General features: G+C 39.4%; 19 protein-coding genes. 8 read left to right on the top strand and 11 right to left on the bottom strand.

Annotation, left to right across the window (positions count from 1 at the left end):
- Window positions 1-307: 307 nt before the first annotated feature.
- The 4 genes from BM130_RS08340 (at window position 308) to BM130_RS08325 (ending at window position 6,421) form a co-directional block, all read left to right on the top strand.
- The gene (locus tag BM130_RS08340) at window positions 308-1,309 is read left to right on the top strand and encodes a lytic transglycosylase domain-containing protein (RefSeq protein ID WP_010526449.1); all 1,002 of its coding nucleotides are present in this window, start codon (window positions 308-310) and stop codon (window positions 1,307-1,309) included.
- Between the two features lie 129 nt (window positions 1,310-1,438).
- Window positions 1,439-4,294: an excinuclease ABC subunit UvrA gene (gene uvrA, locus BM130_RS08335; RefSeq protein ID WP_010526450.1), complete on the top strand. Its 2,856-nt coding sequence runs from the start codon at window positions 1,439-1,441 to the stop codon at window positions 4,292-4,294.
- Between the two features lie 102 nt (window positions 4,295-4,396).
- Entirely contained in the window at window positions 4,397-6,064 is a 1,668-nt protein-coding gene (locus tag BM130_RS08330; RefSeq protein WP_010526451.1) for a nucleoside kinase, read from the top strand.
- Between the two features lie 36 nt (window positions 6,065-6,100).
- A complete protein-coding gene (locus tag BM130_RS08325; RefSeq protein WP_010526452.1) occupies window positions 6,101-6,421 on the top strand; it encodes a hypothetical protein in 321 nt (106 codons plus the stop codon).
- 919 nt (window positions 6,422-7,340) lie between these two features.
- Here BM130_RS08325 and BM130_RS08315 read toward each other — a convergent pair.
- The gene (locus tag BM130_RS08315; RefSeq protein WP_010526454.1) at window positions 7,341-8,243 is read right to left on the bottom strand and encodes a zf-HC2 domain-containing protein; all 903 of its coding nucleotides are present in this window, start codon (window positions 8,241-8,243) and stop codon (window positions 7,341-7,343) included.
- Window positions 8,240-8,734 (bottom strand): RNA polymerase sigma factor, encoded by a 495-nt coding sequence (locus BM130_RS08310; protein WP_010526455.1) that lies wholly within the window; start codon window positions 8,732-8,734, stop codon window positions 8,240-8,242. Before BM130_RS08310 ends, BM130_RS08315 begins: the two co-directional genes overlap by 4 nt.
- Before the next feature lie 443 nt (window positions 8,735-9,177).
- On the opposite strand from BM130_RS08310, the gene BM130_RS08305 reads away from it, so the two are divergent.
- On the top strand, window positions 9,178-9,387 hold the full coding sequence (locus tag BM130_RS08305; protein WP_010526456.1) for a hypothetical protein: 210 nt from the start codon (window positions 9,178-9,180) through the stop codon (window positions 9,385-9,387).
- 171 nt (window positions 9,388-9,558) lie between these two features.
- Here BM130_RS08305 and BM130_RS08300 read toward each other — a convergent pair whose 3' ends face one another.
- The 5 genes from BM130_RS08300 to BM130_RS08280 all read right to left on the bottom strand — a co-directional run bounded on the left by BM130_RS08300 (window position 9,559) and on the right by BM130_RS08280 (window position 13,782).
- Window positions 9,559-10,170: a hypothetical protein gene (locus tag BM130_RS08300; RefSeq protein WP_010526457.1), complete on the bottom strand. Its 612-nt coding sequence runs from the start codon at window positions 10,168-10,170 to the stop codon at window positions 9,559-9,561.
- A 92-nt stretch (window positions 10,171-10,262) separates the two neighbouring features.
- Window positions 10,263-10,769: a hypothetical protein gene (locus tag BM130_RS08295; RefSeq protein WP_010526458.1), complete on the bottom strand. Its 507-nt coding sequence runs from the start codon at window positions 10,767-10,769 to the stop codon at window positions 10,263-10,265.
- Window positions 10,756-11,100 (bottom strand): hypothetical protein, encoded by a 345-nt coding sequence (locus BM130_RS08290; protein ID WP_217645609.1) that lies wholly within the window; start codon window positions 11,098-11,100, stop codon window positions 10,756-10,758. Before BM130_RS08290 ends, BM130_RS08295 begins: the two co-directional genes overlap by 14 nt.
- A gap of 334 nt (window positions 11,101-11,434) precedes the next feature.
- Window positions 11,435-11,671, bottom strand: coding sequence for an SdiA-regulated/phytase-like domain-containing protein (locus BM130_RS08285; protein ID WP_010526460.1), 237 nt, complete (start codon window positions 11,669-11,671; stop codon window positions 11,435-11,437).
- Between the two features lie 365 nt (window positions 11,672-12,036).
- Window positions 12,037-13,782, bottom strand: coding sequence for a tetratricopeptide repeat protein (locus BM130_RS08280; protein ID WP_010526461.1), 1,746 nt, complete (start codon window positions 13,780-13,782; stop codon window positions 12,037-12,039).
- A gap of 24 nt (window positions 13,783-13,806) precedes the next feature.
- On the opposite strand from BM130_RS08280, the gene BM130_RS08275 reads away from it, so the two are divergent.
- Window positions 13,807-14,595, top strand: a complete 789-nt coding sequence (locus tag BM130_RS08275; protein WP_010526462.1) for a hypothetical protein — start codon at window positions 13,807-13,809, stop codon at window positions 14,593-14,595.
- A gap of 582 nt (window positions 14,596-15,177) precedes the next feature.
- On the opposite strand, the gene BM130_RS08270 is transcribed toward BM130_RS08275, so the two are convergent.
- A complete protein-coding gene (locus BM130_RS08270) occupies window positions 15,178-15,744 on the bottom strand; it encodes a DUF7010 family protein (protein WP_010526463.1) in 567 nt (188 codons plus the stop codon).
- Window positions 15,745-16,067: 323 nt separating this feature from the next.
- Between BM130_RS08270 and BM130_RS08265 the strand changes: the two genes are divergently transcribed.
- Window positions 16,068-16,361 (top strand): DUF2752 domain-containing protein, encoded by a 294-nt coding sequence (locus BM130_RS08265; protein WP_010526464.1) that lies wholly within the window; start codon window positions 16,068-16,070, stop codon window positions 16,359-16,361.
- A gap of 7 nt (window positions 16,362-16,368) precedes the next feature.
- Complete coding sequence (locus BM130_RS08260; protein ID WP_010526465.1) at window positions 16,369-16,713, top strand: TM2 domain-containing protein; 345 nt, start codon at window positions 16,369-16,371, stop codon at window positions 16,711-16,713.
- 104 nt (window positions 16,714-16,817) lie between these two features.
- On the opposite strand, the gene lpdA is transcribed toward BM130_RS08260, so the two are convergent.
- The 3 genes from lpdA to meaB all read right to left on the bottom strand — a co-directional run bounded on the left by lpdA (window position 16,818) and on the right by meaB (window position 21,460).
- A complete protein-coding gene (gene lpdA, locus BM130_RS08255) occupies window positions 16,818-18,209 on the bottom strand; it encodes a dihydrolipoyl dehydrogenase (RefSeq protein WP_010526466.1) in 1,392 nt (463 codons plus the stop codon).
- 1,028 nt (window positions 18,210-19,237) lie between these two features.
- The gene (locus tag BM130_RS08250) at window positions 19,238-20,335 is read right to left on the bottom strand and encodes a TlpA disulfide reductase family protein (RefSeq protein ID WP_010526467.1); all 1,098 of its coding nucleotides are present in this window, start codon (window positions 20,333-20,335) and stop codon (window positions 19,238-19,240) included.
- A gap of 12 nt (window positions 20,336-20,347) precedes the next feature.
- On the bottom strand, window positions 20,348-21,460 hold the full coding sequence (gene meaB / locus BM130_RS08245) for a methylmalonyl Co-A mutase-associated GTPase MeaB (protein ID WP_010526468.1): 1,113 nt from the start codon (window positions 21,458-21,460) through the stop codon (window positions 20,348-20,350).
- Window positions 21,461-21,520: the final 60 nt, after the last annotated feature.

Raw genomic sequence — 21,520 nt, 5'->3', positions numbered from 1 at the left:
GCTTCAAAACAGCATCGGCTTTTTTGTTTCCTCGTAATGGGAAGACCCACCGAAAGCTCTCTGAATCAATCTTATTTTCTACCCTTCAATTCTTCAAACTCACACCTAACATTCATCTGACTAAACCAGATATTTACATTTACATCAACCATATATCCCATTATCATTCCTCACAATTCCGGTTTCCTGCAGGTCTCTTAAAACTTTTTCTTCTTATCTGCGTACGCTAATACATTGTTTTCCGTTAAAGAATATATAAATTTGTAGAACTACTGATCAGTCAGCAACGATTCGAAGGGGAGAAACCATGACAACCAGACAACAATCAAGGCTATTAAAATTTTTTTCGGGAATACTTTTTTTTGGCATTAGTGCCGTATTGTGGAGCTTGTTAACTTATTCTTCCAGCCCGGAGGAAGTTGAAACAGAACCATCTCATATTGAACTTTTTCAAAAAGAATACAATATTTTTTCACTTCCGGTACCTGAGCATCCCACTTTTGCAGGTGAACCTGTTCCCATAGAGCGGTCATACGTTCGAGAAAGCCTGGATCGTGAACTGTTGGTCAATACCTATTGGCAATCGCAAACTTTGCTCTTTATTAAAAGGGCTGCCAAATATTTTCCTATCATAGAACCTATTTTAAAAGAAGAAGGCGTTCCCGACGATTTCAAATATCTGGCGCTTGCCGAGAGCGGCCTTATCATGCGCGCCACATCACCTTCGGGTGCGGTAGGCCCCTGGCAATTTGTGCGTAGTGCTGCTACCGATTTTGGGTTAGAGGTAAACAACGAAGTGGACGAACGTTACCATCTGGAAAAAGCCACAGTAGCAGCTTGCAAATACTTGAAAAAAAGCTATGAAAAGTTTGGCTCATGGACACTTGCCGCAGCTGCCTACAATGCCGGAAGATCCCACGTTCTGAAACAAATGAATCGGCAAAAGGCAGATAACTATTACGACTTGCTCCTCAACGAAGAAACCGGAAGGTATGTTTTCAGGATTATTGCCATTAAAGAAATTCTTGAAAACCCTCAAAAATATGGCTTTCACGTTCGAGCAGAAGACCTTTATCACATGCCGGAAACCTTTATTGTTGAAGTCGACTCTTCAATTAGCAATTTTGCCGACTTCGCCAAATCATATGGCATTTCCTATAAAGAGCTAAAAGATTTAAATCCGTGGCTGAGGGACATCAAACTAACCAATTCCCGCAGAAAAACTTATCACATTAAAATTCCCAAAGACCCTACTTTTGCAATTATTGAAAAATCTTCACCAACTCAGGCGCCACCACGCGTCGAATAACAAATTTATTTAATACCTCTTAAGCCTGATTCTTTTGGTCCTGAAGCATTTTCCTGCACGACCGAAAGAAAGGATTCTTTTGTGGCAAGATTTCTTTTACTAATTTTGAAGGTTTCAAAAATAAAATCAGTGAAGACATTAAATAACGTAGCCACACCCGTAGAAAAAGACTTTGATAAGATAGAGGTATTAGGAGCACGGGTGCATAACTTGCAAAACATTGACATTGCCATTCCGCGCAACCAACTGGTTGTTGTCACCGGACTCAGTGGTAGCGGAAAATCATCTCTCGCCTTTGACACCATATATGCCGAAGGACAACGACGCTATATAGAAACCTTCTCGGCCTATGCCAGACAATTTCTGGGTGGATTGGAACGACCGGATGTCGATAAAATCACTGGGTTAAGTCCTGTGATTTCCATCGAACAAAAAACCACCGGCAAAAATCCCAGGTCCACGGTAGGTACCACCACCGAAGTATACGACTTTTTTCGACTTCTCTATGCCCGTGCCGGTGAGGCTATCTCCTACAAAACGGGTGAAAAAATGGTGAAATATACCGACCGTGAAATTATAGACCTTATTTTCTCTCAATTTGACCGGAAAAATGTCTACATCCTGGCACCACTGGTGAAAGGGCGTAAAGGCCATTACAAAGAGTTGTTTGAGCAAATCCGAAAAAAGGGATTTCTTAATGTTCGGGTAGACGGAGAAATGAGAGAAGTACGCCCCGGCATGAAGGTTGACCGTTATAAAAACCACTTCATTGAAGTAGTCATTGATAAACTAAAAATTACCTCAAAGGACCGGAAACGGTTGGAAGACTCTGTCGCCTTGGCCATGAAGCAGGGGAAAAATGTAATGATGGTACTAGAAAAAGATGCTGACACTCCCCGCTACTTCAGCCGACAGTTAATGTGTCCCACAACCGGTATTTCCTATAATGAACCGGCGCCCCATAATTTTTCATTCAACTCGCCACAAGGGGCTTGCTCAAAATGTAAAGGATTGGGATATATCGAAGAAACCGATATCGAAAAAATCATTCCCGACAAATCTAAATCGATTTATTCGGGCGGTATTGTTCCTTTGGGACGATACAAAAACAACCTCATTTTTTGGCAACTGGAAGCCATCGCACACAAACATGGCTTTAAGCTTAAAACCCCCATCAAAAACATTCCGGAAGAAGGACTGGACGAAATACTGCACGGAACAACTGAACCTTTACGGCTGAAAGACACTCCTTTAGGAACATCATCCAATTACACCCTTAGTTTTGATGGAATTATCAGCTATATCCAGAACCAGCAACATAACGACACCTCTCAAAAAGCCAGAAAGTGGGCCAACCAGTTTATCCGAAAGACCACTTGCCCCGAATGTAACGGACAGAGACTAAATAAAGAAGCTCTTCATTTCCTTATCGACGGCAAAAACATTGCTCAGGTTAGCAATATGGATCTGAAAGAGCTTTATCAATGGTGCGAAGGACTGGAAGACCGGTTATCGCCCAAACAAAGAACCATTGCCAAAGAGATTTTAAAAGAGATCAGAGCCAGACTGGGATTTATGCTAGACGTAGGACTGGACTATCTTACCCTAAACAGAAGCACCATGTCTCTGTCGGGTGGAGAAAGCCAGCGCATTCGACTGGCTACCCAGATTGGCTCTCAGCTGGTCAATGTACTCTATATCCTCGATGAACCCAGCATCGGGCTTCATCAACGCGATAATCACCGGCTTATTAACTCTCTGAAACAACTGCGCGATACCGGCAACTCGGTACTGGTTGTTGAGCACGATCGCGATATGATGCTGGCCGCTGACCATATTATCGATATGGGCCCCTATGCCGGACGACACGGCGGTGAAGTGGTGGCCCAGGGTTCACCCGAAGAAATCCTTAAATCAAAAACACTTACGGCCAGTTACCTCAAGGGTAAGAAAAAAATTCCCGTACCGACTGAACGTAGAAAAGGTAACGGACACAAATTAATAATTAAAGGTGCTCAGGGTAATAACCTCAAAAATATCGATGTCGAATTCCCACTCGGCACCTTCATATGTGTTACCGGTGTGTCGGGAAGCGGCAAATCCACCTTGATAAACGAAACACTGTATCCCATTCTCAACCAGTACATTTATAAATCCGTTAAAGATCCTCTACCCTATAAATCCGTTAAAGGACTCGAATACATCGACAAGGTAGTTAACGTTGACCAATCGCCCCTGGGACGAACACCTCGCTCCAATCCGGCTACCTATACCAAATTATTTGATGATATCCGGAAACTCTTTGCCGAATTGCCCGAAGCCAAAATACGGGCTTACAAGCCGGGACGGTTCTCTTTCAACGTCAAAGGTGGACGGTGTGAAACTTGTAAAGGTGCCGGTGTACAGGTGATTGAGATGAATTTCTTACCCGACGTCATGGTCGAGTGTCCCGAGTGCCATGGCAAACGCTACAACCGCGAAACCCTGGAAGTAAGGTATAAAGGCAAATCCATCAGCGACGTCTTAAACATGACCATCAATCAGGCGGTGGAATTTTTTGAGCATATCCCTTCGCTGGTCCACCGATTAAAAATATTGCAGGAAGTAGGGCTCGGCTATATTAAGCTGGGACAACCTTCCACTACCCTTTCGGGCGGAGAATCGCAACGGGTAAAACTGGCTTCCGAATTGTCTAAAAAAGATACCGGGAAAACCGTTTATCTGCTGGACGAACCCACCACAGGCCTTCACTTTGAAGATATCAGAGTCCTTCTGGATGTACTAAATAAGCTCATTTCAAAAGGCAATACAGTCATTATGATTGAGCATAACCTGGATGTCATCAAAACTGCCGACTATATTATCGACATTGGCCCGGAAGGTGGCTCGCAGGGTGGACAGCTCGTTTGCTGCGGAACACCGGAAGAAGTGGCTGACTGCCCGCAAAGCTATACCGGCCGATTTCTCAAAATGGAAGGCTTGTAATTCCCTTTTTTTTGGCTATCTTAATCCGTACATTTTTCCCGGTTTGGCATGAATTATGCCAAACTGTTTAAATATTGAGTAATCCCGTTAATTGTTAAAGGAATGAAGAAAGAAGTACGGATAAAATGCATTAATACCCGCCAGGCTTACTGCGTTGAAAGAGGTTCTACCTTACAGGAAATAGCCGAACAAAAGAATATCCGGTTGCCTTATCCCATTTTAGGGGCAATGGTAAATAATCAGGTGCGGGAACTCTCTTTCGAAATATATAATCCCAAAACCATTGAATTTATTGATATCACCCATAAAGATGGAATGAGAATATATACCCGCGGGCTATTCTTTTTACTTTATGCCGCTGCCCGTGAGCTTTTCCCCGGTGCACGACTCAGAGTCGACCATTCGGTTAGTAAAGGCTTCTATTGTGAATTACATGATATCCCGGGACCTATATCCTGTGAAGATGTCATTGCCCTTCGCAAAAAAATGCAACAACTGGTTGAGGAAGATATTCCCATAGTTAGACACAGAGACGAAACCGATGATGTCATCGAACTTTTTAAACAACACCGATTACATGATAAAGTAGACCTTCTGCGACACCGCGGAAAATATTACACCACTTATTACACACTGAAAGGGCATGTTGGCAAGTTTTACGGTACTCTACCCCCATCCACCGGCTACCTTAAAGTTTTTGATTTAAACAAATATTACAATGGGATGCTACTTCAAATTCCCGGAAAGGACAATCCCAATGCTGTGCAAGAGCTGGTAGAGCAAAAAAAGATGTTTGAAATATTCCGGGAATTCAGTCAATGGAACCAAATTCTGAACGTTACTAACATCAGCGACCTCAATAATGCCACCACACAAGGAAAGGCCGAACGACTCATTAAAGTAAGCGAAGCCCTCCATGAGAAAAAAATTGCTCAAATTGCCGATGCTATCACCGCACGTAAAGATAAGGTGCGCCTCGTTCTCATCAGTGGCCCCTCTTCCAGCGGTAAGACCACCTTCAGTAAACGACTGGCCATACAACTGCTGGTCAATGGCATTACTCCTCTCAACCTGTCACTCGACAACTATTTTGTGGATCGTGAAAAAACACCTCGCGATGAAAACGGCGAATACGACTTCGAAGCCCTGGAAGCCCTCGACCTGGAACTCTTTAACCAACATCTGCAACAACTCCTCAACGGACAAGAAGTGGAACTACCCAAATTCCTTTTTGAAACCGGAAAACGAATCTTTACCGGTGAAACCCTTAAAATGCAAAAGGATAACATCCTCATTGTGGAAGGCATCCATGCTTTGAACCCTAAACTCACTCACTCTATTGAAAATAGTGCCAAATTTAAAATTTATGTGTCGGCCCTCACCAACATTAATATTGACGACCAAACAAGAATCCCAACTACCGACAACCGACTAATTCGACGCATAATACGCGATTATCGTTACCGTAGCTATTCGGCACAGGAAACCATTTCGCGATGGGACAGTGTACGCCGCGGCGAAGACAAACACATATTCCCCTTTCAGGAAGAGGCCGATGTCATGTTTAACTCGGCCCTCCTCTACGAACTGGCCGTCCTTAAGCCTTATGCCGAACCCATCCTGCTCGAGGTTCAACCCAACCAACCCGAATATTCCGAAGCCAACCGGTTGCTAAAGTTTTTCCGGTACTTTAAACCCATTCAGCAAAGAGAAATTCCGCCCACATCCATCCTGCGCGAATTCCTGGGTGGGAGTAGTTTTAGTTATTAGGATTACTTAATAATTTAAAAGCAAAAAGTTAAAAATATGAAAGGAACTTACGCTAAAGAAAAATTTAATTCTGCCGTACGAAAGTTAAAAGGGAAAAGAAATATTAAACAAAAAATTTGGGAGGCTTTTATTATACTTAATCCGCTAAATGAAAATGATTTTCCTGATGATTTAAAACCAAAGTGGAATGAATTATTTAACCGACTTAATTCAGAAGAACCAACATTAAATTCAAATAATGATGTCATAAAGGGCCGAGTGGAAAATACTTTAAAAAAATTATCAGAAAAAGAATGTGATGAGATTGCAAAATTAATAATTGAGCTTGAAAGAGATTTAATGTCCTACCGTTGGTGAGAAGATATTTCACGTCAATGTAAATTTTCTAACCCCATCGTTGTGGATTTTTAATTAGGGGTGGTAGAAAGATACCAATGGTTACGATATTTTGCTATGTCCAAATCAAGGAATTGAAAATTATCTGAAGTAAGCTTTGTTTATCAATTCCGGATTACCGCCAAATTCTTTTACGACAACAGCCACAAGGGTTTCCCTTGTCGTTGTGGATTTGTAATCCCGACCTTATACTCGATTAAGCTTAATTTTCATTTAAACCTTTCGATAATGTCCGCGTTGGATTGGCCAATTTTTCAATGTGGATTGCAAATCCACACCTTTTCTTCTGCGTGGATTACAAATCCACGCAGACGTAAATTTTTCATAGGCTATGAGAAAAAATTCTGCGTAGGTTAGGTGGAAAAATTTCTGATAGGTTATGAAAAATTTTTCCCGATAGGTTACGGGGAAAAATTCCGGCTAACCTTAAGGAAATTTTTTTCTCTGCCTTACGCAAAAAAAATCCTGTAGTCTACCGGAAAAAATTTCCGTAAGGCTTAGGGAAAAATTTTGGTTAAGGCTGCCAAAAAGTTTCGTTAACCTAACGGAAAAATTTCCTTAAGGCTACCGAAAAGTTTCGTTAAGGCTACCAAATTTTTTTTGATAGCTTATGAAAAATTTTGCGTAGGTTATAAAAAAAAATTCCGGCTGCCTTATGAAAAATTTTTGCGGCTAAGCTATGAGTAAAAACTTTTGGTTGGTGTGTGTCGGAATTAGATTTTCTTCTGCGTGGATTATAAATCACGTAGACATGGGCGTATCGTTTGGATTGATAAAAATTGGGGTTTAAGCGAAGATTCAATTCGAAGGCAACACTGTGGTTATTAAATTTCAAACTTCCGGCTTTTGATTAAACAGGATTTTCTTTTTCACCCTATGCTCATTTTGTTCTGTCTAACTTATACTGCTTAAACAATGATATTCCAAGAATACTAATCCCATAAATTGCTATTGAAGCAATAAGATTCATAACAAAATCTCTGGTTGCCGAAAATGAAATAAAACTTGTGGTAAGTAACATATGGCTAATCAAATAAGACGTCGGAACAAAAAATAGATACTTGCAAATATTACCTGCTTTATGGTTCTTTCTTAACAAGAACCAAACAACCCCAACAATAATTGAAGCAATGAGCGCAATCATAAAATAGTACCCAAGTACGATTCTTGGCAAGGATGTTATACCCCCATTTGTATTCGGGTCTATTCCATATACAACAATCATATTGTCATCTTTCGTTGAATAGTCACAATAATAAACTCTATCAACCTTTGAGTCCGGAGTCGAAATTAAAACGGATGGGGTTGATTTGTTAAGCAATTTATCCCAAACAGATGTCCATGCCTTAATTTCCATTACAACCAGATTATCTGAGGTATTGTATTTTATAGTACTATAAGAAGTTACATTTTCTGAAAAATTCGCATATACTTCTTGACTTTCTATTTTTGATATTGTGATACCGCTATCATTATAGGAAATATAATCTGGTTTTGTCAGATATGAAAATATCACGAACATTGCTAAAAATACAATCAATGAAGCAAAGACAACAGCTTTGGTTTGTCGATTTTTGATATTTTTTTGAATAAATTTTAGCGGAACACTTGCCTCTGCATCTGGTTTACTTTTTATTATATTCGTCTTAAGTGAATTTAGTATATTTCTACACTTATTACAATCAGTAAGGTGGTCTTCTATCAACAAATTAGATTCTTCGCTAGTCATCCTTTCAACATAAAGTGGTAATAAATCTTGAACAACGCTACATGAAATTTTCATTTCTTTCCCTCCATTATAATTTGTATTTTGTTTTTGGCACGGTGATAAGTGACACAAGCCCAGTTTTCAGTTTTAGAATAAATTTCTGCAATTTGTTTAAAACTTAACCCACCAAGGACTCGCAGATTAAACACTTCTTTATAAGGTTCTTCAATCAAGTGTAATGCTTTAAATATTTCCATAGAAATTTCAGAAGTGGCAAGCTGTTCTTCAATATCTGTACTCATATCTTCTATTTTTGTCAAAGAATCAAATTCTACGAATCTTTTATTCTTTTTTAAATAGGTATAATAAGTATTTTTACCAATTTGGCATAACCAACTATTAATATTGCATTTGCCTTCAAACTTATCAATATTATTTATTGCTTTAAAAAATGTTTGACTGGTTATTTCTTCTGCAATATGCTGGTTTCTACAAAGTTTAAGCAAATATTTATAAACCGGGCTAAAATATAATTTATATATTTTTTCAAATTCGGATTTAGTCACTTTTTCACCTCCTGGATATTAGACTCCCAAAAACAAATTATCTTACAAATTTTTTTATAAATCAATTATTCTACCATTCCCAAACACTACTTTATTTTTTGTTCTTAAGATTTCAGAACTATTCTTTTTATTAGTAAAGTACATTGAATGAAACGAGCATGACTAAAAAGATTTGTCACAAAGAGAACATGTATAAACGACAAAGGCAGAAGAAGTCAATAGTCGTTAGTGATTAGTCATAAGTCAATAGTCATTAGTGTTAATTGACTAGTGACTAATGACTAACCACTAATTACTAATATTAAAATCAATATATCAATGAAATAAGTAAATTTTATACGGATGAAACGAGCATGGCGACTTTTTGCCACAAAAGGACATGTATAAATTTTTTAAGCCATGCGAGTTCCATTCGGCCAATGAGTTAAATAAATTATATACGAATGAATAATACTACTTATTTTTTTGAATATTTAATTAATTTCTATTCGGAGAGTGAAACTGCCATTATTGAAGAAATAAATGATGGCACGCTAACTGTTATGAAAAATGGAAGTGAATATATTATATTAATCGATTGTACTTCTGAAAACGAAAAAAAATCGCTTGAAGTGTCTTCAAGCGAGGACGCTGTTTTCTTATGGCTAAAATGAAGATAGAAGAGTTGAAATAAAAAATAACTTATGATTGCGCCTAATAACATTTGTTTTTAAATTAAAAAACTATCCCTACTCAAAGGGAAAAAAACTCCGTAACACTCCAAATTTTAATAATCTATTCTCACCCGCTCTTTCTGCCCCTCTGCGTTTCCCTCAGCCAAACATTCAATTCAACCTAAACTTTTTGAAATCTATAAAGTCGGCCTGTATTCGTTCCAAACAATTGGGTAATAAATTTTTATCATAAAAAAGTTCATGAAAGAGATGAATAAACTCAAGGGTATATTTAAAATCATTTCGGTCGATAAATAATCTCAAATCTGTTTTACCGGAAATATATAATCCTAAAGGCCATTTGTCTTCCCCAAAATCTTCACACCCTTCATAGTCAAAATAGAGGGGTTCAAAAATTGAAAATTTATCAGTTCCCAGTTTTAAATTTTTTCGTAACCACTCCTGTTGTAATTTCCTGGATGCTTTGATGGCCTGATAACGCTCCATTTCTTCTTTAAAATAGGATTCATACCGGTGAAAACCGGCAATTTCTTCAAGCTCATTATAGATATGATATAACTTAAACCAATCCGGCTCCTCATCCAGGAAAAATAATCGTTTTACTTTGATACCACTGGGCAAAGTCACCAAATCTTTATCACTTTTTTTCAGCTCTTGGCAGGCCATCCGATATAAGGAACGATGCTCTGCCAACCAGGATTCCACCTCCTCCATGGAAAGAATCCGCGAAACCAAAATCTTTTTTATTGCAGATGAATACATTACTGAATAATTATTGATATACCAGGTCCAACGGTAACGTACCAATTTAAACTTATATATGCATAATAATTAATACCCTAATTCATCCAATTTTAATTATCCGAATTATTCTCAATAGGATTTTTATCAGAAAGTTGTTGATAGAACCGCGATATCATCCTACTTATCCCTACTCCACCCATTAATCCGGTTAAAAAAGTAAGCCACGGAATAAAATAAGATTCTTTAAAAAATAAAATAATAAGGGTTATTAATGGAAGGAGGACAACGGCTGATACAATCAAAATCCTTAAGGTTTTTTGATTGACAATAGAAGCATCAATTTTCTTAACCTCAATATCCCTAATTGCCTCTATTCTTTTTGAGTGATATTCAAAAGCATTTTTTTCGTTAACACTCAAAATTTCAAGCAACTTATCTTTCTGGGCGTCACTAAATTTGGCTATATCTAACAAATTTTGATTCCCATGCTGGAGCGCGTACATTTCAAACTCCTCCAGCACCCCTTTAATCTTAGATTTAGGAATATCGGACGAGGAATGTCCCTTGTTATCACCGCCATTTTCAGGGAAGCCTTCTGCATCTTCAATAGCGCTCATAAGCTATTTCACTTTTTTTGTTTCTATAATAAAAAACATTAGTGAAATTTTCAGTTTTAGTCTGATTCTTATAAGTTCCGGAAATGGCATGAATAAGCGCCTGATTTAAATAACCATTTAAATCTTTTAGTTTATCTTCGAAAATGTAAGATGCCTTTTTCTCCAGATATACTTCTTCAAAAGATTTCTTGATTAGAGATAAGTCTTTCTCAGGTAGGTTCTTGCTTTCTGCAAATTGCTCCAAATATTTCATAAACATATCCTTGGCTTTATCCAGGATTTTTTGCTTCTGACTTTGATAAATCAATGGATTTTTTGTTGTTTTAGTCATAGTTCCCATCTCACTATTTATATGTTTATGAAGTATCTTTTTCAAAGATATAAAAAAAATAAACCACTCAATCTTTACCAAAAATTTTGCCTGAGGTTGCAAAAACATTCCTTAATTTATTGGTCAGAAGGAACTGGCATGGTTTAAGTTTATACATATTCTTATTGTGTAAAACCTTCTTGCCATTCTCGTTTCATCAGTTTTAATAACTCTTAGGATATTGTTTGTATGAAACTTAAAATTAGTTTTTAGTGGATAGTTAATAGTCATTAGTGCAACCAATACTAAAGACTGTTAACTAAACTTCTTTTGCCACAGAACAGTTTATCCCTCACTACTCATTGGGATGCCATTTAAAATAATGAATCTGTCCCTTAAGGAAACCATTTTTAATGCCTTCGGAGGATATATACAAGTCGCCATTATCGGCAAAACCAAGTCCTTCAGGCTTGTAAAACAGTTCCTCTGCCAGCGGATAAACCGATTTCAGTTTTTTGTTCCCGTAAATCGTTAACAGCCGATTATCGGCAGATAGAACAAAAACTTCACCGGTTACCGGATGCACCGCCACGGCAGAGTCTATAAATCTGTAACCCCTTTGTGGTCCGAATGTTCAGATTTATATAAACCGCATCTGTAGTAAAAAATCAATGCAAAAGCAATTATGGTTAGAAGCGTAAGCCTTCTACCCCCACCCTACAGCCTCTAATATTCTAATATCTGACGTCGGGCCTCTGGCTTCCGGCTTTCCCCTCTCTGCATCCTTGTCGGTGTGGATTTGTAATCCACAACGCATTATTAAAGGATTTGTATTTCCGAACTTATACTTTGGCTTCCGGCTTTCCCCTCTCTGCATCTTTGCACCTCTGCATTTAGTCTTTTTACGGCACGCTGCTGCGACTCAAAAAAATATGAGGCAATACAATAAGAATACCTTTACGCCGACTTTTTGCCTTTTTCTTCCTCTTTGTTTCCCATCCGGGAGACCTTGGCAAACTGGAGGGGGGTCATACCCACTTCCTGTTTAAAGGCAGCGTAGAAGCTCGACTGCGATTTAAACCCGGCTTTCATGCCAATGTTTTTCATACCCAGGTTATCCGGATTTTCCCGGATTTCCACCTTGGAATAATTGATGCGGTAGCGATTTATAAAGGTTTTGAAATTACAATTGAATTCGCTATTGATCAACCGCGAAACATAGGTCGTATTGGTTCCCAGCTCCTGGGCAAGCGAATCCAGCGATAAATCGGAATTTTGATAGATATGCTCAACATCCAGCAAATGAAGAAGCGATGTCAACATTTTATTTTCCGGATTTTCCTGGTGTTCCGGGGTTGATTTTTCCAGCAGGGTCTTAATCACTTTTTGCTGATCATGGGCTAAGACAGATTGACGATATAAAGTTTTGATAGCCTGCTCTTTGGCTTTTTTATTAACCAAAGCGATGGTAATGATGGCAATAATCAGCAACAATATAATACCAAGAAAGATTAATAGCTGACGTCGGGTTTTTAATTTTTGGGCCATTAATGCGATGGTGGCATCTTTTTGTTTTTTTTCGTATTGAAGCGTAAGTTTATTAAATCGTGTATTTTCCTTATCGGAGTCCCATTTTTCATTGGCATCGAGGTAATACTGCAGGCTGAGCGCATATTTTTTGTAATCTTTGGTTGTTTTATACAGACGGTTTAATTGTTCTCCCACCGAGAGTGCCCATCCTTTATTTTGTGAAGAGTCGGCAAAAGCCTGTGCCTCTAAAAGATATTTCTCACTTAATTCATAATTCTTTTTTGCCAGATGTGCAGACCCCAGATGGAAAAGAATGTTCACCATTCCATTATTTCTGGGAAAATTCTTTTTTCGGTACTCATAACTTTTTTCATAATAAGAAAGAGCCATGTCTATGTCGCCTTTCCGGAAAAAGAAGTTGCCCATATTACTTAGTGCAAAAGTGATGGCGTCAGGATTATTGATCTCAAAAGCTAATTCCATGGCCTGTTCAAAATAGGATTGAGCCGTATCCCACTCTTGTTTTTCGGCATGGATAATTCCCATATTTTCCAGTCCCTTTCTGATATTATTAATGCTATTAACCTCACGCGCCAGCGCCAAATGTTTTTCTTCCCAATTCATGGCTTCATCGTATCGCTGCACATCACGATACATTCGGCTAATGTTCAGATAGCTGGATACCAGTCGATATTTGTTTTGGAGTTGTTCGGAAAATTCGATGCTTTTCAGCATGTGCTCAAAGGCAGGCGGGTATTTCGAACTTCTTCGGTAAGCATAGCTGGTTCGGTTGTGAAAATATTGGCGTCCCTTGATGATGCCATGAGCTTCCAGAATGCTGTCGGCAGACATATATGATTCAATAGCATTTTCGTAGTCTTCAATTTCGATATAGTAATCACCTTTAGCCCCCAGAAAAGCAGCATCCTGAACGGGATCATTCAGTTTTTTGACCAGCTTCCCGGCTGAAGCCATATTAGTTTGGTATCTGTCGTAATCAGGAACCCGCGCATCATTGCAGGCGGCACGGATCAGCAGGATAGCCTGCAAGGTATCGGCAGGTAGCAGGTCAACGGCGGCTGTATAAACATAAGATGCGCTGTCGTGCAAAAGACGTTCTTCATATATCAGACCTTTAATATGAAGAATCTGCGCCCGGGCAAGGTCAGACAATTGCAGAGTATCCAGTTTTAAACATTGTTCATAGTAATACTCGTAACCATTGAAGAGTTAACCCCGGAAACGGAATATACGTTCTACCTGTATGCTTACAATACCGAAGCAGATGTAAAGGCCTTTTCCGATGTAGCTATGGTGAATTTCACCACAGAAAGTGAAATTGCCGAATTAAAGGTTAACGGTAGTGGATATAACGGTTGGAATGGTGGCGGTTTGTCATTGGATGTTTATCTGGCTGTTTCCGAATTATTCGACAATGAGAGTGAGTGGGAAGCAGCAGGTGATTTGGTGCTTGAATTGTATTGTTCCGATACCGAAGATGGAGAATACGAGCTGGCATATCAGGAGAATTACTTATATCTCAGTTGGAACTATTCATCGGTTATTAATATAACTGCTTTTAAGAAGGATATGAATTTTGTAGATGGTAACACCTACTATCTCAAAGCGATACTTAAAAATGAAAACGGTGATATTATTGGAGAAACCGCTGTTCAGGCAGTGTTGTTTGATGAGCCCAATTCCGACCCCGATGCCATTATTCCCGGTAAACCCGGCAATGTGAAAGTGGAGAAAGACGGTAACTGTGTTACCATTTCGTGGGATGCAGCTGACGATGCAGTATCTTACACTGTAAAGGTTGCATCTTCAAGCAGTATGTCTTATGCTTCAGAAGTTGGAAAAACCAGCACTACTTCTATGAAAGATTGTGACAGAGGCCAAAATGTGAAGATGTATTATCAGGTGATAGCCGTATCATCCACCGGAAATAAGAAAAGTAGTAGCGTCGTAAGTATTTGGCTATAGTACTTCTTTTTCATGATTTAAGGAGTTTTAATCAAAAACAAATCATGCATTTTTAGAAGGGGGCGGTCCTGATTTTTCAGGGCTGCCTTTCTTCATTAGACATTGGTTACTAATATTCTACCCCTTCAAGGTCGGAACGTTTCAATTAATCAAAACCACCTTTGAAATAAATATTCAACTCAAAGGCAACACGATGGTTATCAAACTTCTGACTTTCAACCTCCGTCCTCTGCCCCTCTCTGTGGCTCTGCACCTCTGCGTTTTATTTATCGTCCTGCACGCTGCAGCAACTCAGAAAATTTGTCGCCAACGTCCTGCACATTGCAGCGCCTCAGAAACTTTGTCGCCAACGTCCTGCACATTGCAGCGCCTCAAAAACTTTGTCGCTAACTTCCTGCACACTGCAGCGGCCCGGAAACTTTGTCGCCAACGCCCTGCACGCTGCAGCAACTCGGAAAATTTACCAAACTGAGTGATTAGAGGGTGCTAACATAAAAAACCAACAGGGCCAATATGATTGGAAACGGGTAAAACAGAATCGAAATAACCGGATACTCTCAATGCATCATCAATTGGCTTACATCATTCGTCATGATTCTGACTATTGGCTTTCTTCCGGTAAGAAAGATAGAGCCATATCGCCAAGACAAAGAAAGAGAGGCCCATTGAAACGCCTATCAAATACATTTGATTCCCGGGCAAATATAATCCCAACACCAAACTACCCACAGACATGAGCCCTGCCATTAAAGAATATCCTGTTTCATTGTAAAACCAACCGTAAGGAAAGAGATGTGCTCCCGTAATAATGGCATAAGTCATCAAAAAGTAGTCAGGTACTTTGACCATGACGAAGATTAAAAAGGGAAAATAGAACAGTTGCGCTATATTAAGTCTTACTCCTATGGGATGCAAGGGATTATCTTTAATCTTCCACTGGGTCTTTAAAAGTCGGGACAAACCAAATGCCATCGGAAACATCAACCCGCTCACCATAAATGTCAGAATCCCTTTTTTATATCCTGATAAATTCATGGTCCAGACAATGGTAATGATTATCCAGAGTATCATTCCCGATATTATAAATTCCAGACCGTTTTTGGCTTTTAATGATAATTCAAGTCTCAAATCGTTTTTTACTTCATTCATGACGTTTATTTTGTATATTAGATGTCAGTCACGAACCATTTTCAAAGTTCTTTGAGTTAAATAAGCTGTCGGCTCTTAAAAATCCCCTGAAGGTGAAAAATAAAACCAAATATAATGATAAGCCGTATTAGCTACAAACATGATTCTTATCGCCTGCATGGCATTAGGCCGCGGAAAAAATATATGAAACAGACATATCCATCGGACATTTATCAAATTATAGCAGATTTGGGATAACAAAATTTTGGTTACCGATAAATAAAACCACCAATATTTCCGTTGTATCGTCAAATATATTGTAAATTTGGCCTAAAGAAGCCGTGATGAGATATAAGTTTCAACGAAAACATCTGGAAGCCTATATATGGATAGGTGCCATCATAGCGTTAGCACTGACCGACCCCACAGAATCGCATCTATCCCTGTGTCCGTTAAAGAATGCCGGATTTCAGTATTGTCCCGGCTGCGGATTAGGACATTCCATTTCCTGGCTGTTCCGGGGCGAATGGGCTGCATCGTTTAACGCACATCCCCTGGGTATCCCTGCCGTAATAATATTACTAACCCGAAGCATCATGCTTCTGAAAAATGATTTTAAGTTTTCATCACCTAAATAAACAACGAATGGAAAGAATTTTAAATTGGATGCCCGAAGCGGAAATGGAAGAAGCCTATTTCCTGGATAATCTCCTAAAAGAGAAATCCGACCAGCAAGTAAAAGATTTTCTGATGATATATCGTGCCCGCCGACGCGATCCTCAGATAACCTTATTAACAGCATTAATTGGATTTTTTGGTGTAGCGGGCGTACATCGCTTTTTGCTAAACCAAATAGGTATGGGGATATTATATCTGCTAACGGCAGGCCTATGTTTTATAGGAACCATTGTAGACCTGGTCAACTATCGCAACCTTACCATGGAATACAATCAGAAGATGGCCAACAATCTGAAATCGATGATGCACTAAAAGCAAGTTGTCGGAAAAACCGGCAACAGCACTCACGATATAAAAAACCCCGTACGACAGCAAAACCTGCATTTGTACGGGGAAAAAATAAAGTCGACAATATATTAAATGTGTATCACCTCATCATAAGCAGCAGCAGCGGCTTCCATGACAGCTTCTGACATGGTTGGGTGCGGATGCACTGATTTGATAATTTCATGTCCTGTGGTTTCTAACTTACGGGCAGTTACCAGTTCGGCAATCATCTCGGTAACGTTGGCACCAATCATGTGAGCACCGAGCAGTTCGCCGTATTTGGCATCAAAGATGAGTTTGACAAATCCCTCTTTATGACCTGCCGCACTGGCTTTTCCACTGGCAGAATAAGGGAACTTACCGATTTTCAGTTCATACCCGGCTTCTTTGGCTGCTTTTTCGGTCATGCCGACGCTGGCCACCTCGGGTGAAGTATAGATACATCCGGGAATATTTCCGTAATTGAGGGGTTCCACCTCAACTCCGGCAATTTTTTCCACACAGATGATTCCTTCTGCAGAAGCCACGTGTGCCAACGCCGGGCCGGGAACAATGTCGCCAATGGCATAAACGCCTTCGACAGAGGTACGATAAAATTCATCTACTTTTACTCGTCCTTTTTCTACTTGTACGCCTGCCTCTTCCAGACCAATATTTTCAATATTGGGTGAGATACCGACAGCCGAAAGAACGATATCTGCTTCTATATTTTCTTCCCCTTTTTTGGTTTTAACAGTAACTTTTACAGTGTTACCCGAAGTATCAACACTGGTTACTTCGGAACTGGTCATAACCTTAATTCCGGCTTTCTTAAAGGAGCGTTCCAGTTGTTTGGAAACCTCTTCATCTTCTAACGGAACAATATTGTCCATGTATTCAATCAAGGTAACCTTAGTTCCGATAGAATTATAGAAATAAGCGAATTCGCTTCCAATGGCACCGGAACCAACCACAACCATCGACTTGGGTTGTTTATCGAGTGTTAAGGCTTTACGGTAACCGATAATTTTTTCACCGTCTTGCGGCAGGTTAGGCAATTCCCGGCTTCGGGCTCCGGTAGCCAACAAAATATGTTTGGCTTCGACGGTCACTTTTTCGCCATCGTTTTTGGTTACTTCTACCTTTTTATCCTTTGTAAGTTTACCGGTACCCTGGATAACCTCAATTTTATTTTTCTTAAAGAGAAATTGTATCCCTTTGCTCATACCGGCAGCCACGTCACGGCTTCGTTTTACCATGGCACCAAAATCGGGTGATGCCTTACCTTCAATATTGACGCCATAATCTTGTGCGTGTGATAAATATTCGAAAACCTGAGCGCTTTTAAGTAATGATTTGGTTGGGATACAACCCCAGTTCAAGCATACACCTCCCAGCTCAGCTTTTTCTACTACGCCAACTTTCATACCTAATTGAGAAGCCCTAATAGCTGCTACATAACCACCAGGACCGCTTCCTATAACTACGAGATCGTAATTCATGATATACTATGGTTTAATTTTAATTAAAGAATCTATTCAATTATGATTTATTTAATTCATTAATATCATGGAACTGAATAATAGTACCCTGTACTTAAAACTTTTAAAAGACCAGTTTTTAGTGCTTAGTGTATGAACTCCAACCAATGATTTCCGTTTCTGCTTTTTGCATTCCACACAATGACGTAACGAAGTATTAGAATGAATCCGACCAATTTTTAAAAGAAATCTACAAACTCTTATGTCGTTTTACTACACAAAACAAAGCTCTAAATACTACTCAATAATTTCGCATTTACCCACCAGGTGGTGGTTCACAATTTAACCATATTCTTGTCCCGGTAAGCTTTTTTTGTCATTCCAGTTTAATATTTACTCTTTCAAATATAATAAATTCCAAATAAGTCACAGATTAATTAACAATCAACCCTTCTCTTTGTTGAAATAAAAGTTTAAAGAATGAAATGAGCAAGACTAATAAAGTCTGTCATAACAAAATCATGCATAAATAAGCCAGACGAGTTTCATCCAACCAATGACTTAAGTAATATTTATACGGATGAAACGAGCATGACAATGAGAGATTTTCACAAAAGAGAATGTATAAAACTCTTTGTCATGCGAGTTCCATCAGGCCAATGAATTAGATAAATTTTATACTGATGAAACGAGCATGGCGGCTGTTGCTACAAAAGGATATGTATAAATTTTATTAAGCCATGCGAGTTCCATTCGGCCTATGAGTTAAATAAATTATATACGAATGAAACGAGCATGGCAACCTTTGCCACAAAAGAACATGTATAAACGACACAGGCAGAAGTGCACAGGCAGAAGGCAGAAGAAGTTTTTAGTCATTAGTGAACAGTCATTAGTGACTAGTGTTGATTAACTAATTACTAACTACTAACGACTAACCACTAATTACTAACGACTAACCACTATTGACTAATCTTATACTAATTAAATACAAAAAGGCTGCCCACAAAATTGCAGACAGCCTTAAGGAAGAGGTTTTGACTTGTTAATTAAAAAATTTCATCCAGTTTTTCTTGCAAAGCGTCACCGCGAAGATTTTTTTCGATGATAACACCATCTTTGTCAAGCAACAAGGTAAAAGGAATGGCTTGCACACCATAAATATCAGCCACCTCACCTTCAGGATCGTGAAGCTGAACCCATGTGATATTGTCTTCTTCAACGGCTTTCAACCAAGGTTCTTTGGTTTTATCCAAAGAGACACCAACAACTTCAAACTCTTCTCCCCCAAATTTTTCATAGGCTTTAGCCACATTGGGCATTTCATCACGACAAGGACGGCACCATGAAGCCCAGAAATCCAGAAGAACATATTTTCCATTAAAGTCTTTAAGACTTACTTCATTCCCATCTTTATCGGTAAGGGTAAAATCGGGAGCTACTTTTCCAATCTGGATGGCTTCTTCGGCAGCTTTCTGTTGCTTCATAGGCTCCAGCATCTCTTTCAATTCTTCCACATAAGGATGTCCGGGAATGTTTTCTTCGAAAGAGGTTACCAGCTCTTCCAGTTCATCCAATTCCAACGATCTGGCCATATTCAGAGCCAGGAAGGCACCTACTTCATTATCATTATTTTCACGAACAAAATTGTGATAATACTCCTGCTGAGCCATCATGATAGATTGATATTCTGCTGCCAGGGCTTGCATTTTTTGCTGGTCGCCGGCCTGACGGGCTTCCATAAATTCTTGCTGAAGCGCTTGAGCTCTATCCATAGAAGGAATGGATTCGTTGAAAGCTTTGAGTATCTTATTCAATTCACCACCTTCCACAACGGCATCCTTCAAACTGTCAATATTACCAGTAACACTAATATTACCGGGTTCCAAAAACAAAGCAACAGGCATCCTGTTCTCGTTAATGGTGATCAAATACAATTCGGAATTTTCCACCGTTCCGGTGAATTGAAACTTCCCATCGGAAACCTGAACGCTGTCGATGGTTTCAGCGCCTGTTTTTCCTACTTTTTGCAGAAGAGCAGTACCGTCACCGGCCCCTTCGATGTTTCCTGTTACAGTGTATTGATTGTTCTTACCGCAAGAAGCAAGTAAAACACCAATGACCAATAAAAAAGCAATTTTTCTCATAAAAAATAATCATTATAGTTTATCAAAGTATTTATTCAAAAGATCCCGAGCGGCCATAAAAGAACTGATTTGGTCATTAAGCACTTTTTGCTCATAAGCTGCCAGCTCTTCTTTGATGCCGGGATGTTGGTAAAAGTTATTCTTTAAATGTTCATTAATGGTTTCATACATCCAGTATTTGGCCTGCTCTCTGCGATTTGCGGCAAAGAACCCGTTTCCCTTTGTCAGGTCCATGTACTCCATAATCATATCCCATATTTCTGCCACTCCTTTATTGTAGAGCGAAGAAATAATTTCCACCTTAGGGCTCCAACCTGACCGGGAAGGGGGGAACAAATGCAAAGCATTTCTGTATTCTGCTTGAGCCATTTTGGCCTTATCAATATTTTGCCCGTCAGCCTTATTAATGGCAATGGCATCAGCCATTTCCATAATTCCCCGTTTAATGCCCTGCAGCTCATCGCCGGCACCTGCAAGCATGAGCAACAAGAAAAAATCAACCATCGAATGCACTGCTGTCTCTGATTGTCCAACCCCGACAGTTTCAATGAATATTGTATCAAAACCGGCGGCTTCACACAAGATGATGGTTTCTCTAGTCTTTCGGGCTACACCTCCTAATGATCCGGCCGAAGGGGAAGGACGAATATACGCATTTTTTTCGGCAGATAACTTTTCCATACGGGTTTTATCTCCCAGAATGCTACCCATCGACCGCTCACTGCTGGGGTCGATGGCCAAAACAGCCAATTTACGCCCCCCGTTAATAATGTGAAGTCCCAAAGCTTCAATAAAGGTACTTTTCCCTGCTCCCGGAACACCGGTAATCCCTATACGTATGGAATTTCCGGCATGAGGTAAACAGGCCTCAATTATTTTTTGGGCAATTTCCTGATGCTCGGCTTTGTTACTCTCAACCATTGTAACAGCACGACTCAGGATAGTTACATCCCCTTTTAGGATGCCTTCCACGTATTGTTCCACCGTCAGCTTTGATCGTTTACGCTTCAAAAACCGGGAGGCATCCGGATTTACCGACGGTAAACTTTCTACTCCTTTATTAACATTTAATCCTTTATAAGAAGGATCATTCTCTATATGATTGTATTTGTTACTAAAACTCATCCACAAATCTCCTTTTTCATACAACAATGGAAGGCAAAGTTAATAATCTATTAGGTATTT

The sequence above is a fragment of the Thermophagus xiamenensis genome, assembly GCF_900112795.1.
Lineage (GTDB): Bacteria > Bacteroidota > Bacteroidia > Bacteroidales > Marinilabiliaceae > Thermophagus > Thermophagus xiamenensis.
Note: the sequence above shows the minus strand (reverse complement) of the source record. Positions and strands in the feature narration are given on the sequence as shown.

What these genes read in the sequence shown, in the direction of transcription:
- BM130_RS08340 (WP_010526449.1), top strand. Translation starts at nt 308, where the DNA reads ATGACAACCAGACAACAATCAAGGCTATTAAAATTTTTTTCGGGAATA.
- BM130_RS08330 (WP_010526451.1), top strand. Translation starts at nt 4,397, where the DNA reads ATGAAGAAAGAAGTACGGATAAAATGCATTAATACCCGCCAGGCTTAC.
- BM130_RS08325 (WP_010526452.1), top strand. Translation starts at nt 6,101, where the DNA reads ATGAAAGGAACTTACGCTAAAGAAAAATTTAATTCTGCCGTACGAAAG.
- BM130_RS08315 (WP_010526454.1), bottom strand. Translation starts at nt 8,243, where the DNA reads ATGAAAATTTCATGTAGCGTTGTTCAAGATTTATTACCACTTTATGTT.
- BM130_RS08305 (WP_010526456.1), top strand. Translation starts at nt 9,178, where the DNA reads ATGAATAATACTACTTATTTTTTTGAATATTTAATTAATTTCTATTCG.
- BM130_RS08300 (WP_010526457.1), bottom strand. Translation starts at nt 10,170, where the DNA reads ATGTATTCATCTGCAATAAAAAAGATTTTGGTTTCGCGGATTCTTTCC.
- BM130_RS08295 (WP_010526458.1), bottom strand. Translation starts at nt 10,769, where the DNA reads ATGAGCGCTATTGAAGATGCAGAAGGCTTCCCTGAAAATGGCGGTGAT.
- BM130_RS08290 (WP_217645609.1), bottom strand. Translation starts at nt 11,100, where the DNA reads ATGACTAAAACAACAAAAAATCCATTGATTTATCAAAGTCAGAAGCAA.
- BM130_RS08270 (WP_010526463.1), bottom strand. Translation starts at nt 15,744, where the DNA reads ATGAATGAAGTAAAAAACGATTTGAGACTTGAATTATCATTAAAAGCC.
- BM130_RS08265 (WP_010526464.1), top strand. Translation starts at nt 16,068, where the DNA reads ATGAGATATAAGTTTCAACGAAAACATCTGGAAGCCTATATATGGATA.
- BM130_RS08260 (WP_010526465.1), top strand. Translation starts at nt 16,369, where the DNA reads ATGGAAAGAATTTTAAATTGGATGCCCGAAGCGGAAATGGAAGAAGCC.
- lpdA (WP_010526466.1), bottom strand. Translation starts at nt 18,209, where the DNA reads ATGAATTACGATCTCGTAGTTATAGGAAGCGGTCCTGGTGGTTATGTA.
- BM130_RS08250 (WP_010526467.1), bottom strand. Translation starts at nt 20,335, where the DNA reads ATGAGAAAAATTGCTTTTTTATTGGTCATTGGTGTTTTACTTGCTTCT.
- meaB (WP_010526468.1), bottom strand. Translation starts at nt 21,460, where the DNA reads ATGAGTTTTAGTAACAAATACAATCATATAGAGAATGATCCTTCTTAT.